Here is a 12,107-nt window from a genome sequence, read left to right on the forward strand (position 1 = left end):
ACCCCAGAGTATCGCTGACTAAAGCTTAAGAAGCGATAAGTCGCGAAAGTGTGGACTGTTGCTGCGAGTAGCCGTTAGCGATCTGAATTTCAGGGCGTGGCTTCTCGAGACGGTTAGTCCAAGCTTGACCATCCCACCAACGCAGCATGTGGCTGCCAGCGGGGTCAGGGTACCAACCGAAAGGGGGAAGTTGGGTTGCAATGTTAGACATCGGGGGAGTCCAAGGTGCCCTGCCGCGAGGGGCGATACGGGTGCGACGTGCGATCCAGCCGCGGAGGATCAGTTCGGGGGAACGGCTAGCCCCATTATAGGGGTCACGGGGCAATCGTGACAAGCGTTCAGGTGTCGATGAATGCGGCTTCAGCTGCGCCGCTCTGTGCTCGCGCGGCGCGCGTCATCGACGACGTGGCTGACCGTGGGTAAGATAGTCGCGTGAACATCTTTGGCTTCGTAATCTCATTGGCGCTCTTTGTCGGCGGAATTTACATGATGGGAGAAGCCTTCTACGTAGAAGGACTCGAGTCAGTCGTATTCTCCGGTGGGCTGCTGGTCACGTGCCTCGGTGTGTTCATTCCGGTTCACATCATGAAGCGCATCGACAGCTAGTTCGCTGTGGCAAGCCTTCTGAGTCGGCTTGCGCCCCTTGCTCTGACCCTTCGCGGGTCAAAACGCATGTTTAGCGACCCCCAGAAAACTTTGGATCGGGTTGAGCAGCTCGGCAAGCACCCAGCGCGCTTTGAGCCCCCAGCATCCATTTCTCGTCACGTCGACGTCACGTCACGCATAGTGGACGGCTGGACAGTCTTCGACATCGCCCCGAAATCAGGCAGCACTTCTTCGCGGGCAGTATTTCTCCATGGCGGTTGCTACGTCTTTGAGATCGACCCGCTCCATTGGAAGTTCGTTGCCAGGCTCGTTCGAGAGACCGGGGTGACAATCACCGTCCCCATCATGCCGTTAGCTCCCACCGGGCGGGCTTCGGTTGTTGTGGATCGGGTTGCACACATTGCCCAGTCGCTCATTGCCGAAGTTGGCGCCAGCAACGTCAGTCTCATCGGAGACTCCTCAGGGGGAGGGATGGCGCTTGCGGTCGCCATGGAACTTCGAGACCGAAAGCACGATCCCCTTCACGCAATAGTCTTGTCGGCGCCGTGGCTAGATATCAGTGGCACTGACCCAATGCTTGCCGAAATCGCACCACGGGATCCGTGGCTCGCCGTGGCGGGAACGCGAGCAGCCGGCGCCCTCTACCGGGCAGAACTTGCCGAAACTGATTGGCGAGTGAGCCCCATCCACGGCGACATCAGCGGCCTGGGCCCGATAACGGTATTCACCGGCACACGAGACATCGTGCACGCAGACGCGCTACGACTCCGGGATCAGGCGTTGAGTTTGGGGATAACGCTCGACTTCCACGTAGGAGAAGACATGATTCACAACTATCCGATCCTGCCCATTCCCGAAGGCGCCGAAGCGCGGGCAGTTGTGGCGAACGCAATTTCTTGAAGTGAAAGTTGTAGCGAAAGCAACTACCTGAAGTGAAAAAGTCGCCGTTTAGCGACTAAAGGCCGCCTCGTGAGAGGCGGCCTTTATCAGTGGAGGGGATACGGAGAATCGAACTCCGGTCATCAGTTTGGAAGACTGAGGCTTTACCATTAAGCTACATCCCCGCTCGGCACCCGATCGTTCTGTGCGCCGAGGAATACTGTACCCGAAACCTGGCCAAGTGCGAAGTCGAGATCGCTGGCCGCGTAATTTGTGCCAGTTTCGCTGGGATGTTGCCCGAATATGGCCGTATGCACGCCCCGAAATTGGTCGATCTCCGCATCTCGTCAATATTCTGTTCTCGCTCACGCTAGACTTGCCGAGGCCAATTGAGTATCGGCGTGATTTTCTGCGTCGTGGTCAGATCTATGTACGGCGCCCGGGGCGTAGCTCAGCTTGGTAGAGCGCTCGGTTTGGGACCGAGAGGTCGCAGGTTCGAATCCTGTCGCCCCGACGAAATACACACAACGAATTACAGGAGTCCACAACGTGAAGACAACCGTTGAGAAGTTGAGCCCGACCCGCGTCAAGCTCAACATTTCGGTCACCCCAGAAGAACTCAAGCCGAGCATTGACCACGCGTACAGCCACATCGCGTCGCAGGTCAACATTCCCGGTTTCCGCAAGGGCAAGGTTCCACCGCAGCTGGTTGACCAGCGCGTGGGCCGTGAAGAGATTCTCAACCACGCCGTAAGCGACAGCCTCGACGGTTTCTACCGCCAGGCCGTTACTGAGGAAGAGATTCGCGTTCTTGGTCGCCCCGAGGCAGACATTGTCACGTGGCCCGAGGTCAAGGACTTCAGCGGAGAACTCGTTCTCGCAATTGAGGTCGACGTTCGTCCAGAATTCGATCTTCCTGACTACTCGAAGCTCACCCTCACGGTTGACGCTGCTGAGGCATCCGCGGATGACGTGAAAGACGAACTCGACACCTTGCGTGCCCGCTTCGGAACTCTCGTTACCGTTGAGCGCCCCGCTAAGACCGGCGACTTCGCTCAGCTCGACCTCGTCGCCAAGATTGGCGAGACCGAGGTTGACTCCGCATCGAGCATTTCTTACGAGCTCGGCTCGGGTGAACTGATCGAAGGCATCGACGAGGCGCTTGACTCGCTCAGCGCCGGCGAATCGACCACCTTCGAGTCGGTACTACTCGGCGGAGACCACGAGGGCGAGACCGCTGTTATCAGCCTGTCGCTGCTCACCGTCAAGGAGCGCGAGCTTCCTGAGGCCGACGACGACTTCGCGCAGATGGCAAGTGAGTTCGACACCATCAAGGAGCTCAAGGCCGATCTCAAGGAGCAGGTCAAGCGCTCGAAGGCCTTCGGCCAGGGTGCAGCAGCTCGCGACCAGATCGTCGACGAACTGCTCAAGTCTCTTGAGATTCCCGTTCCCGAGAAGCTCGTTGAAGACGAAGTTCACCGTCACCTCGAGAACGAGAACCGCCTCGAAGACGACGAGCACCGCGCTGAAGTTGTCGAAGCAAGCGAAAAAACTTTCCGCTCACAGATCCTCCTCGACTCCATCGTTGAGAAGGAAGAGATCAAGGTCAGCCAAGAAGAGCTCACCTCGTACCTCGTGCAGGGCGCTCAGCAGTACGGCATGGAGCCAGGCGAGTTCATCCAGGTTCTGGACAAGAACGGCCAGATCCCCTCGATGGTTGCCGAAGTTGCTCGCAGCAAGGCCCTCGCGGTTGTGCTCAGCAAGGCAAAGGTCGTTGACTCCAAGGGCAAGTCGGTAGACGTTTCGGCATTCACCGCCGTAGCGAACGGCGACGTTGTCGAAGAAGACGCTGCAGTAGAAGAAGCAGCTGACGAGTCCTAAAACTCCGCTTTACACTCGTGGCCAGCTAGTTTCGACTAGCTGGCCACGAGCTCGTTAACGACCTAGTTGATCGGCACGCGGCAAACAGAACTGCCACGTGCCGGAGCGTTGCTAGGCCGTGATCGTGTCGAGAAAAAGCTTTGCGTAGCGTGTGCCGTCTACCCCAAGTGCGACATCGATGCGGCGGAACAATGAGTCGCCAGCACCATGCTGCTCGTGACCGGCAGTGCGGTGGTCGACTACCGTTTGCCCGCGCGTCAGCGGATCGCCGAGACTCACCCGCACGGGAAGATTCACGGTGCTGAGACCAGCGGGATCAATCGCGGCACAGACGGCCCCAGCATCTCCGATATCGCCGTGACCGTCGCCCGCGACTCGCACTTCTCCACCTTTGACACTCACGATGTGCTTGAGCAAGCGACCGACCAGCTGCGTTCCTGGTTCCGAAGCTTCAGCGAGACGAACGATGTCTTCTGGAGGGATGGTGACGGCGTAGAAAACGTCGAGGCCATACATGGTGATGGCAACCCCTGACGTGAGCACGATCTCGGCCGCCTCCGGGTCATGCCAGGTGTTGAACTCGGCGACAGCCGTCGCATTGCCCACCGATGCGGAACCGCCCATGAACACGATCCGCTCAATGTTTGCGAGAACCTCGGGATACATGCGCACCAGAAGCGCGATGTTCGTCATGGGGGCAAGAGGCACCAGCGTCACCGGCGTCGGGCTCGCCAGGATTTCGCGTCGCAAGAGCTCAACAGCGTGCATCGGAACTACCGTGCGCGTGGAGGCAGGCAGCGCAAGGTCGCCGAGGCCATCCGAGCCATGCACGTGGGCGGCATGGTTGGCTTCCGCCAGCAGCGGGCGGACCGCTCCCGCGGCAACCGGAATATCGCCAGCACCCGCGGCATCCAGAACCGTCAAGGTATTGCGCACGACTTGCTCGAGACTCGCATTGCCGGCAACACAGGTCACCGCCCGCAGATTTACGTCAGGATGCCGCACAGCGAGCATCAGTGCGAGGGCATCATCAATGCCAGTGTCAACGTCGAGAATCATTTCTTGCATGGGGCAATGCTATTGGTGTCACCCCGCTCGGATTCACTCGTCGGCTAAGAGTTCCGCCGCATAGCTGCGCACCGATCGCTCATACACGGGCAAATAGTCGGCCAGCACCATCAAAGCAACGGCGATCCCCTGCGTGGTATCCCCGCGACTGGTCAGTGCGAGCGCCAGAAACGCGGCGGATGGCCCGGTCCACTCGTCATCGGGATGCTCGTTCAATTGCTGCTCAAGAAGCGCTATTGCCTCGTCGATCCGCCCGAGATTGCGCAGCGTGCTTGCCAGCTGGATCACCGCTCGTGGACGAAGGGCGGCATCCAAACCGTGTGCCAAAGCGCGCCGGTAGAGAGGCTCGGCCTCAGCCTCAAGTCCGGCGTAATCGCGCGCGCCAGCAGCCTCGAAGAGAGCCTCGGCGTCATCAGCATCGCGTTCGGCGACCACCTCATCGATAGCGCTCACGACATGCTGGTCGGTCATAGAGTCAGCCTGAGACCAGATTTCGGCGACACGGTCACGCCAGTTTTCCTGCATTTTGTGAGCCTACAAGCACAGTTGCGCGACGCGGTACTTTGCCTACGGCGAACAAGCCAGAATCACGACGCGTACTCGGATACATTCGTATCAAGCGATTACTGAAACGGAGCGCAACAATGGCCCAACCGGCATTGGTCTCAAGTGTTTTTGACCAACTCCTCAAAGATCGCATCATCTGGCTTGGTTCAGAGGTGCGGGACTCAAACGCGAACGAGATCTGCGCAAAGATCTTGCTCCTCGCGGCAGAGGACCCCAAGCGCGATATCTACCTGTACGTCAACTCGCCCGGTGGTTCAATCACCGCGGGTATGGCGATCTACGACACGATGAAGTTCGTTCCGAACGACATCGTCACCGTGGGCATTGGCCTTGCCGCCTCAATGGGACAGTTCCTGCTCTCATCCGGCACCAAGGGCAAGCGCTACATCACCCCGAACGCGCGAGTGCTCCTGCACCAGCCGTCCGGTGGATTTGGTGGAACCTCAGCTGACATCCAAACTCAGGCTGGCGTCATCCTCGACATGAAGAAGCGCATGGCCGAGCTCACTGCCGAGCAGACCGGCAAGAGCGTCGAGCAGGTTCTCATCGACAACGACCGCGACAACTGGTTCACGGCTCGTGAAGCACTTGAGTACGGCTTTGTTGACCACCTGCGCGAGTTCGCGTCCGACGTCGTAGGCGGCGGCGGAACCGAAGAGGGCGCTTCCGACAACGACGCCACCAGCAAGAAGGACTAGTAATGACGAATTTCAACCTCGGAGCACAGGCGCCCGCCGGCATTGGTCGCCCGGATGTCGATGCGCGTTACATTCTGCCGACGTTCGAAGAGCGCACGGCTTACGGCTACAAGCGCCAAGACCCGTACGCGAAGTTGTTCGAAGACCGCATCATCTTCTTGGGTGTGCAAATCGACGACGCCTCGGCTGACGACGTTATGGCCCAGCTTCTCGTTCTCGAGAGCCAAGACCCTGACCGCGACATCGTGATGTACATCAACTCACCCGGTGGCTCGTTCACCGCGATGACGGCGATCTACGACACGATGCAGTACATCCGCCCCCACATTCAGACCGTGGTTCTCGGTCAGGCAGCTTCGGCTGCTGCCGTGATCACGGCCGGTGGTACCAAGGGCAAGCGTCTCGCTCTGCCTAACGCCCGCATCATGATTCACCAGCCCGCTGGTGGTTCAGAAGGTTCGAGCCAGGCTTCGGACATCGAGATTCAGGCACGCGAGATCCTCCGCATGCGCACGTGGCTTGAAGAGACGCTGTCGCACCACTCGAACCGTACGGCCGAACAGGTCAACAAGGACATCGAGCGCGACAAGATCCTGAGCGCCGCTGACGCCGTTGAATATGGCCTCATCGACCAAGTGTTGACCAGCCGCAAGACTCTTCCGGCGATCACAAGCTAACGAACTCAACACAGCGTTAGCGGCTTTGGCCGATAGCGACTGCGCAGCACTGAGGCGGTCATCCGAATTGTGGATGACCGCCTCAGTCAGTTAACGGCCGGCCAACTCGTGATCGGCCGTTAGTGGAAACTAATCGCTCGCGTCATCAGTCTTCTTGCGTCTCACGGAGATGAGGAAGATCGCAACGCCAGCAATAAGCACCAACGCAATCGCGGAAGCAATCAGCACAACCGTCGACGCATCGAGCATGGAACTCGCATCAGTACTCTCGTTTTCGGGGGATGCTTCCTCTGGCGCCGGCGCAGCCTCGTCGAGCGTTCCTCCACCACACGCTGGGGGAGCAGCCAGTCCCTCAGAGATCGTTTGGCTGGAATCGGGCTGCCAGTCGAACCCGACCTCACCAGAGATCGTGTGACCATCTGCGGAGACAACCTGCCACTGCATTAGGTAGTCGCCAGCCTCTCCAAGCGTGGCGCCAGTAGAGAGCGTTGCATCACGGATGGCGAAACAGCCGTCACCGAAATATTCTCCGGAATCATTAGTGATCTGGATGGCGAAGCCACCAGCATCGCCGGAAAGGTCGAGCAGAGTGTCGTTCGTGGTCACTGAGAATTCCGTTGGCAACTCCGTAATGGTCGAACCCTCTTCAGGATTGCTCGTTACTAGGTAGTTGTGGGCGTACGCGGGCGCGGCCACGAGCAACACGAGTGCTGCAATCATGGCCGCGCTGAGCGCAGCGCCGGTGCGGGTAATTCGACGCATCTGCGGAGCTACTTGCTGCTTGGGCGACGGAAGGCGAAGGCCAAGACCACCGCTGCGAGTCCAGCAACGAGTCCAGCAATTCCGAGACCGCGCGCGACAGGATCACTGCTGTTCGCAGCCACAGCGTTGTCACTTGCTGCATTGTCGTCGTGGCTGTCGTCGTCGCCGTGAGTGTTTTCGTCAGTGGCAGCAGCATCGTGATGGCCAACCGGCTCGTCGTTGATGTAGAGCACAGGGGCAGGCTTCTCCGCGCCCTCTTCAGTTCCGCTCCAGCTAACGACCGAACCATCGGTGTACGTCTGGTCTGCCGTGAGCACGACGCTGCCGACGTCGGGGATGGGACCGAGCGAGACTGGCAGGAGCAGGAGTGCACCGTCGCCGAGTTCCGAGCCAGCCTGAGCCGTCCAGATGATCGAGGTCACAGCTTCGGTGATCTCGCTTTCACCGACCATGACCGGCTCAGGAAGGTCGCTACGCACAAGCTCGGCATCCCAGCCAGGAACCGGAACGAAGCGCACACTCGTAAATGGGGTGTCGGTGGGCAATTTAAGCTCTACCCGGTTAGTTTTCTCGGTTTCTGACTCATTCGGCACCTTGACGGTGATGAGCGCGTAGGAGCCAGCTTCGGCTTGCCCTGGTTCGATCGAGACGTGCGCGATCGCGGCCAACGGGGCAGCAATAGCAAGGGTTGCGCCTGCCGCGAGGGCGAGGGCGGATTTTGTGAAGGCAGCTCTAGTCAAAATAGTCATTTCGTTCTCTCTAAAGGGTCGCGAATACGCGACAAAAGTAATGGGATGCTGTGCGGGCTAAGCCGCGATAGTCGCGGCGGGTGGGCCGCGATAGCGCATCGTTGAGAGAAAACGGCTGGCAAACCGTGTGAGGTGAAGCGGTTGCTCAGGTCGGGGGGCACGAGCTGTTCGCACCGTGATCGCGACAGCGGGTGTGAGTAGCCGCGCCAGGAACAACCGTGCAGTTGTCAGAAGACCCCAGAAAGCGACCTCCGCGTAACGGAACATGACGATCGTGACAACGGCAGCACCAAGGTGGGAGAGCGACATGACCGAACTGGCGTTCTGAGTAACAGAACTGAAGTTCACGGTCATTGCCGACATGTCATGGCCTGCAATTGCTTCAGGCGCAAGCATCGTACTAAAGAGGGCGTGGTACATGGCTTGGCTGGCAACGATCGCCACAGTGAGTCGCGCAAGTGACACAGTGCGGCCCGCGAGCAACATGCACACGGCGACAGAGATGACCAGCGACACGGCCATGCCAAAGAGTGACGGGGAAAGCCCGCCAGCCAGGAGATGGGAGAGGGCTGCGGCAAGTGTGGCGAAGAATGCTGCTGCACTTCCACGAAGCACGCGCATTGCACGGGTATGCATGGGGCTCCTTTTCTCAGCTGCATCGAACTCGTTAAGCCTAGTTCGTATCCGGAGGCAGATTCGCTTGGTCGGTCATTCGTTGGATAGCGACTGGGCCTCGACCCGACGAAACGCCGCCGGAAATGGTGACGAGACTGGATGAATATCGGGTTAGGCTCGGTGTCAAGGTATTTACTCAAGGAGAGGAACCGGCATGGCCCGAATTGGGGAAAGCGCGGACCTGCTCAAGTGTTCCTTCTGCGGCAAAAGCCAGAAGCAGGTACAGCAACTTATTGCCGGTCCCGGGGTGTATATCTGCGACGAGTGCGTAGATCTGTGCAACGAGATCATCGAAGAGCGCCTGGCGGAAGCCGGCGAAGAGGCGTCGAGTGAATTCGACTTGCCCAAGCCGCGCGAAATCTACGACTTCCTTGAGGAATACGTCATCGGCCAAGAAGCAGCCAAGCGCTCGCTTTCGGTTGCCGTCTATAACCACTACAAGCGCGTTCGCGCCCGCAACACCATCACCTCTGCGGATGCCGTAATTGATGATGTCGAGATTGCTAAGTCGAATATCCTGCTGATCGGTCCCACCGGTTGCGGAAAGACCTATCTCGCCCAGACTCTCGCCAAGCGACTCAACGTTCCGTTCGCTGTTGCGGATGCCACAGCCCTCACTGAGGCTGGCTACGTTGGCGAGGATGTCGAGAACATCCTTCTCAAGCTCCTTCAGGCTGCCGACTATGACGTGAAGCGCGCTGAAACCGGCATCATCTACATTGACGAGATTGACAAGATCGCTCGCAAGGCAGAAAACCCTTCGATCACGCGCGACGTGTCCGGCGAGGGTGTGCAGCAGGCGCTCCTCAAGATTCTTGAGGGCACTATCGCCTCCGTTCCGCCACAGGGTGGCCGTAAGCATCCGCACCAAGAGTTCATTCAGGTGGATACCACCAACGTTCTCTTCATCGTCGCGGGTGCGTTCTCAGGCCTTGAAGAAATCATCTCGAATCGTGCGGGTAAAAAAGGCATTGGCTTCGGCGCACCGCTGCACAGCAAGGGCGACGATGTAAACCTCTTCGGAGAGGTTCTGCCGGAGGATCTTCACAAGTTCGGACTCATTCCTGAGTTCATCGGGCGGCTCCCGGTTGTCACAACGGTGACGCAACTCGACCAGGTCGCTCTCATGGACATCCTGACGACACCGAAGAACGCTCTCGTGCGTCAGTACCAGCGCATGTTCGAGATCGATGGAGTTGAGCTTGAGTTTGAGCACGATGCTTTGGAGTCGATTGCCGACCTCGCGGTACTCCGCCAGACCGGTGCGCGTGGTTTGCGCGCGATCCTCGAAGAAGTTCTTGGCCCGATCATGTTTGACGTGCCCTCGGACGAGACCGTTGGTCGCGTAATCGTGACGAAGGCTGCAGTGCTCGAAAATGCTGCACCGACGATCGTGCCGCGTCAGGTCATGCTCGAAGAGAAGTCTGCCTAACTCGAGCAGTGCTTCTCTGAACGCCGGCGTGCATCAGTGCCGGCGTGCATCAGTGCCGCGCGGCAAACGTTCTGAGCAAGTGATGGTCCTGAGGGCGATCGCATTGGGCAAATGAATCAGCGCCAGATTCGGGTAAGGCTCTGATTGGATCGCCCTCAGGGCATCGTGCTAGATGACGTCTAAGAGTGAAGGGGCGCGCCAAACGCGACCGCAACTATTCTGCCCTTACTAGTGTGGTTTGCGAAAGGTTTTTGCAGATTTTTGTGGATTCGGCACAACAATTAGTTGTTGTGGGCCGGAGTCACATGGGGAAGCGACAACCAGTTCTCGCGTACGGCGACGAGCGCTTCGTCGATCTCGCCGTTGCGTGCGTGCTGCACGATCGAATCATGCTGCGGCACCGACTCCCGCCCCGAGTGGGAGCTGAAACGCATTCGCTCGACGCGTCGCAGTACGGGGGTGAGTTGTCCGAGCACCTGGGCAATGGTTTCGTTGCCGCTCGCCGCGATAAAAATCTCGTGAAAGTCATCATCGGCATCCAAGGCGCCATCGACATCCTCAGCATCGAGGGCTGCCGCGAACCGCGCGTTTGCTTCGTCCATGGCGGCGAGCTGTTCCGGGGTTACTGAGGGGAGCGCAAGTCGTGCCGCAAGCTCGTGGAGGGCCGCAGTGACCTGCTGAACGCCGTGCGTGGATGCGGGGTCGTAAGGGGCGACGAGCGTTGCCTTGCCGGGAACCGACACGACGAGTCCGCCGCGTTCGAGGCGGAGGAGGGCTTCGCGGATCGGGGTGCGGCTCACCCCGAGCCATTTCTCGAGCTCGATGTCGCGAAGGCGTTCGCCGGGCGCGAAGGTGCCGTCGACGATCGCATCGCGAATTGAGGTGTAGACGTCATCGCGCAGCAGTGAGCGCTTGTGGACGGCATTCTTCTCGGGCACTGGCATGCGAAATATTGTATGCCGCCACCCGCCGTGTTGCGGCATTGAGCCTTGACATCCGTACGCGAGGGCTGCAATATATTGCATATTGACTTTACGGTGAAGCCCCAAGAACAGGAGCCCTCATGGCTATTTCAGACTTCGAGCGCTACCCCCTCACCTTCGGACCCAGCCCGGTGCACCAGCTCCCGCGCCTGAGCGCCCACTTAGGTGGCGCCACGATCTGGGCAAAACGCGAAGACGTGAATAGCGGTCTCGCTTTCGGCGGCAACAAAACCCGCAAGCTCGAATACATCGTTCCCGACGCCATCGCGCAAGGCGCCGACACCCTCGTCTCCATCGGCGGCTACCAGTCAAACCACACCCGTCAAGTCGCGGCCGTCGCCGCCAAGCTCGGCATGAAAGCTGTACTTGTTCAAGAAAACTGGGTGGACTGGCCCGACCCGCTGAGCGACCGCGTCGGCAACATCCAACTCTCGCGCATCATGGGGGCGGATGTCCGGCTCGACAACTCTGGCTTCGATATCGGCATACGCGACAGTTGGAAGAACGCCATCGCTGATGTGGAAGCATCAGGTGGCAAGCCGTACCCGATACCAGCCGGAGCATCCGAACATCATTTGGGTGGGCTGGGATTCGCCAACTGGGCGGATGAAGTCGAAGCCCAAGAACGCGAGCTTGGCGTCTTCTTCGACACCATCGTGGTGTGCACTGTTACCGGATCAACCCACGCCGGAATGATCGCTGGCTTTGCTGGCCAAGATCGTCCCCGTCGAGTTGTCGGCATTGATGCCTCAGCGACACTCGAGAAAACACGGGCTCAAGTTGAACGAATTGCGCGCCACACGGCACAACTCATCGGGCTGGAGCGCGAGCTGCGCGACGATGAAATCACCGTGCTCGAAGGCTGGGCAGGCGACCTCTACGGCATCCCCGTCGATTCGACACTCGAAGCGATTCGTCTTGGCGGAACGCTCGAAGGCATGATCACCGACACCGTGTACGAAGGGAAGTCGCTCGCCGGACTCATTGACCTCGTGTCGAGCCGAGACATCCCAGCAGACAGCAACGTGCTTTACGCTCACCTCGGCGGCCAGCTTTCCCTCAACGCCTACAGCGGGCTCTTCCGCTAACGTCAACGCTCGCTCTCCGCCCGCTCTCCTCCCGTTCAGCAC

Annotated in this window: 14 protein-coding genes and 2 tRNA genes; 8 read left to right on the top strand and 8 right to left on the bottom strand. The window is 59.2% G+C overall.

Annotated features, from left to right (window positions below; all coding sequences use genetic code 11):
- Window positions 1–25 precede the first annotated feature (25 nt).
- Window positions 26–211 (bottom strand): DUF2510 domain-containing protein, encoded by a 186-nt coding sequence (locus FFT87_RS07790; RefSeq protein WP_219948200.1) that lies wholly within the window; start codon window positions 209–211, stop codon window positions 26–28.
- A gap of 221 nt (window positions 212–432) precedes the next feature.
- Here FFT87_RS07790 and FFT87_RS07795 point away from each other — a divergent pair, with 221 nt between their 5' ends.
- Window positions 433–606 (top strand): hypothetical protein, encoded by a 174-nt coding sequence (locus tag FFT87_RS07795; protein ID WP_219948201.1) that lies wholly within the window; start codon window positions 433–435, stop codon window positions 604–606.
- A 66-nt stretch (window positions 607–672) separates the two neighbouring features.
- Window positions 673–1,506: an alpha/beta hydrolase fold domain-containing protein gene (locus FFT87_RS07800; protein WP_255558949.1), complete on the top strand. Its 834-nt coding sequence runs from the start codon at window positions 673–675 to the stop codon at window positions 1,504–1,506.
- A 90-nt stretch (window positions 1,507–1,596) separates the two neighbouring features.
- Here the strand turns inward: FFT87_RS07800 and FFT87_RS07805 are convergent.
- A tRNA-Gly gene (locus tag FFT87_RS07805) sits at window positions 1,597–1,670 on the bottom strand.
- Between the two features lie 255 nt (window positions 1,671–1,925).
- Here FFT87_RS07805 and FFT87_RS07810 point away from each other — a divergent pair.
- Together FFT87_RS07810 and tig are read left to right on the top strand one after the other, a co-directional pair.
- A tRNA-Pro gene (locus tag FFT87_RS07810) sits at window positions 1,926–1,999 on the top strand.
- A gap of 35 nt (window positions 2,000–2,034) precedes the next feature.
- Window positions 2,035–3,366, top strand: a complete 1,332-nt coding sequence (gene tig / locus FFT87_RS07815) for a trigger factor (RefSeq protein WP_219948203.1) — start codon at window positions 2,035–2,037, stop codon at window positions 3,364–3,366.
- 111 nt (window positions 3,367–3,477) lie between these two features.
- Here tig and FFT87_RS07820 read toward each other — a convergent pair whose 3' ends face one another.
- Together FFT87_RS07820 and FFT87_RS07825 are read right to left on the bottom strand one after the other, a co-directional pair.
- Window positions 3,478–4,434, bottom strand: coding sequence for a nucleoside hydrolase (locus FFT87_RS07820; protein ID WP_255558950.1), 957 nt, complete (start codon window positions 4,432–4,434; stop codon window positions 3,478–3,480).
- 33 nt (window positions 4,435–4,467) lie between these two features.
- Complete coding sequence (locus tag FFT87_RS07825; protein ID WP_219948204.1) at window positions 4,468–4,959, bottom strand: tetratricopeptide repeat protein; 492 nt, start codon at window positions 4,957–4,959, stop codon at window positions 4,468–4,470.
- A 119-nt stretch (window positions 4,960–5,078) separates the two neighbouring features.
- Between FFT87_RS07825 and FFT87_RS07830 the strand changes: the two genes are divergently transcribed.
- Together FFT87_RS07830 and FFT87_RS07835 are read left to right on the top strand one after the other, a co-directional pair.
- Complete coding sequence (locus FFT87_RS07830) at window positions 5,079–5,699, top strand: ATP-dependent Clp protease proteolytic subunit (RefSeq protein ID WP_219948205.1); 621 nt, start codon at window positions 5,079–5,081, stop codon at window positions 5,697–5,699.
- A 2-nt stretch (window positions 5,700–5,701) separates the two neighbouring features.
- Window positions 5,702–6,376: an ATP-dependent Clp protease proteolytic subunit gene (locus FFT87_RS07835; RefSeq protein WP_219948206.1), complete on the top strand. Its 675-nt coding sequence runs from the start codon at window positions 5,702–5,704 to the stop codon at window positions 6,374–6,376.
- A gap of 129 nt (window positions 6,377–6,505) precedes the next feature.
- Here FFT87_RS07835 and FFT87_RS07840 read toward each other — a convergent pair whose 3' ends face one another.
- From FFT87_RS07840 to FFT87_RS07850, 3 genes are read right to left on the bottom strand one after another with little or no spacing between them, the layout of a single operon-like run.
- On the bottom strand, window positions 6,506–7,138 hold the full coding sequence (locus FFT87_RS07840; RefSeq protein ID WP_219948207.1) for a copper resistance CopC family protein: 633 nt from the start codon (window positions 7,136–7,138) through the stop codon (window positions 6,506–6,508).
- Window positions 7,139–7,146: 8 nt separating this feature from the next.
- Window positions 7,147–7,887 carry a YcnI family protein gene (locus FFT87_RS07845; RefSeq protein WP_219948208.1) on the bottom strand — a complete coding sequence of 247 codons (741 nt, stop codon included), beginning with the start codon at window positions 7,885–7,887 and terminating at the stop codon, window positions 7,147–7,149.
- A gap of 57 nt (window positions 7,888–7,944) precedes the next feature.
- Window positions 7,945–8,523, bottom strand: coding sequence for a hypothetical protein (locus FFT87_RS07850; protein ID WP_219948209.1), 579 nt, complete (start codon window positions 8,521–8,523; stop codon window positions 7,945–7,947).
- A 193-nt stretch (window positions 8,524–8,716) separates the two neighbouring features.
- On the opposite strand from FFT87_RS07850, the gene clpX reads away from it, so the two are divergent.
- Window positions 8,717–9,994, top strand: a complete 1,278-nt coding sequence (gene clpX / locus FFT87_RS07855) for an ATP-dependent Clp protease ATP-binding subunit ClpX (RefSeq protein WP_219948210.1) — start codon at window positions 8,717–8,719, stop codon at window positions 9,992–9,994.
- Between the two features lie 281 nt (window positions 9,995–10,275).
- On the opposite strand, the gene FFT87_RS07860 is transcribed toward clpX, so the two are convergent.
- Window positions 10,276–10,938 (bottom strand): GntR family transcriptional regulator, encoded by a 663-nt coding sequence (locus FFT87_RS07860; protein WP_219948211.1) that lies wholly within the window; start codon window positions 10,936–10,938, stop codon window positions 10,276–10,278.
- A gap of 119 nt (window positions 10,939–11,057) precedes the next feature.
- On the opposite strand from FFT87_RS07860, the gene FFT87_RS07865 reads away from it, so the two are divergent.
- Window positions 11,058–12,065: a 1-aminocyclopropane-1-carboxylate deaminase gene (locus tag FFT87_RS07865; RefSeq protein ID WP_219948212.1), complete on the top strand. Its 1,008-nt coding sequence runs from the start codon at window positions 11,058–11,060 to the stop codon at window positions 12,063–12,065.
- Window positions 12,066–12,107 lie beyond the last annotated feature (42 nt).

Origin of the sequence: Salinibacterium sp. M195, assembly GCF_019443965.1 — a bacterium.
Taxonomy (GTDB): domain Bacteria; phylum Actinomycetota; class Actinomycetes; order Actinomycetales; family Microbacteriaceae; genus Rhodoglobus.

What these genes read in the sequence shown, in the direction of transcription:
- FFT87_RS07790 (WP_219948200.1), bottom strand. Translation starts at nt 211, where the DNA reads ATGTCTAACATTGCAACCCAACTTCCCCCTTTCGGTTGGTACCCTGAC.
- FFT87_RS07800 (WP_255558949.1), top strand. Translation starts at nt 673, where the DNA reads ATGTTTAGCGACCCCCAGAAAACTTTGGATCGGGTTGAGCAGCTCGGC.
- FFT87_RS07820 (WP_255558950.1), bottom strand. Translation starts at nt 4,434, where the DNA reads ATGCAAGAAATGATTCTCGACGTTGACACTGGCATTGATGATGCCCTC.
- FFT87_RS07825 (WP_219948204.1), bottom strand. Translation starts at nt 4,959, where the DNA reads ATGCAGGAAAACTGGCGTGACCGTGTCGCCGAAATCTGGTCTCAGGCT.
- FFT87_RS07830 (WP_219948205.1), top strand. Translation starts at nt 5,079, where the DNA reads ATGGCCCAACCGGCATTGGTCTCAAGTGTTTTTGACCAACTCCTCAAA.
- FFT87_RS07835 (WP_219948206.1), top strand. Translation starts at nt 5,702, where the DNA reads ATGACGAATTTCAACCTCGGAGCACAGGCGCCCGCCGGCATTGGTCGC.
- FFT87_RS07840 (WP_219948207.1), bottom strand. Translation starts at nt 7,138, where the DNA reads ATGCGTCGAATTACCCGCACCGGCGCTGCGCTCAGCGCGGCCATGATT.
- FFT87_RS07845 (WP_219948208.1), bottom strand. Translation starts at nt 7,887, where the DNA reads ATGACTATTTTGACTAGAGCTGCCTTCACAAAATCCGCCCTCGCCCTC.
- FFT87_RS07850 (WP_219948209.1), bottom strand. Translation starts at nt 8,523, where the DNA reads ATGCATACCCGTGCAATGCGCGTGCTTCGTGGAAGTGCAGCAGCATTC.
- clpX (WP_219948210.1), top strand. Translation starts at nt 8,717, where the DNA reads ATGGCCCGAATTGGGGAAAGCGCGGACCTGCTCAAGTGTTCCTTCTGC.
- FFT87_RS07860 (WP_219948211.1), bottom strand. Translation starts at nt 10,938, where the DNA reads ATGCCAGTGCCCGAGAAGAATGCCGTCCACAAGCGCTCACTGCTGCGC.
- FFT87_RS07865 (WP_219948212.1), top strand. Translation starts at nt 11,058, where the DNA reads ATGGCTATTTCAGACTTCGAGCGCTACCCCCTCACCTTCGGACCCAGC.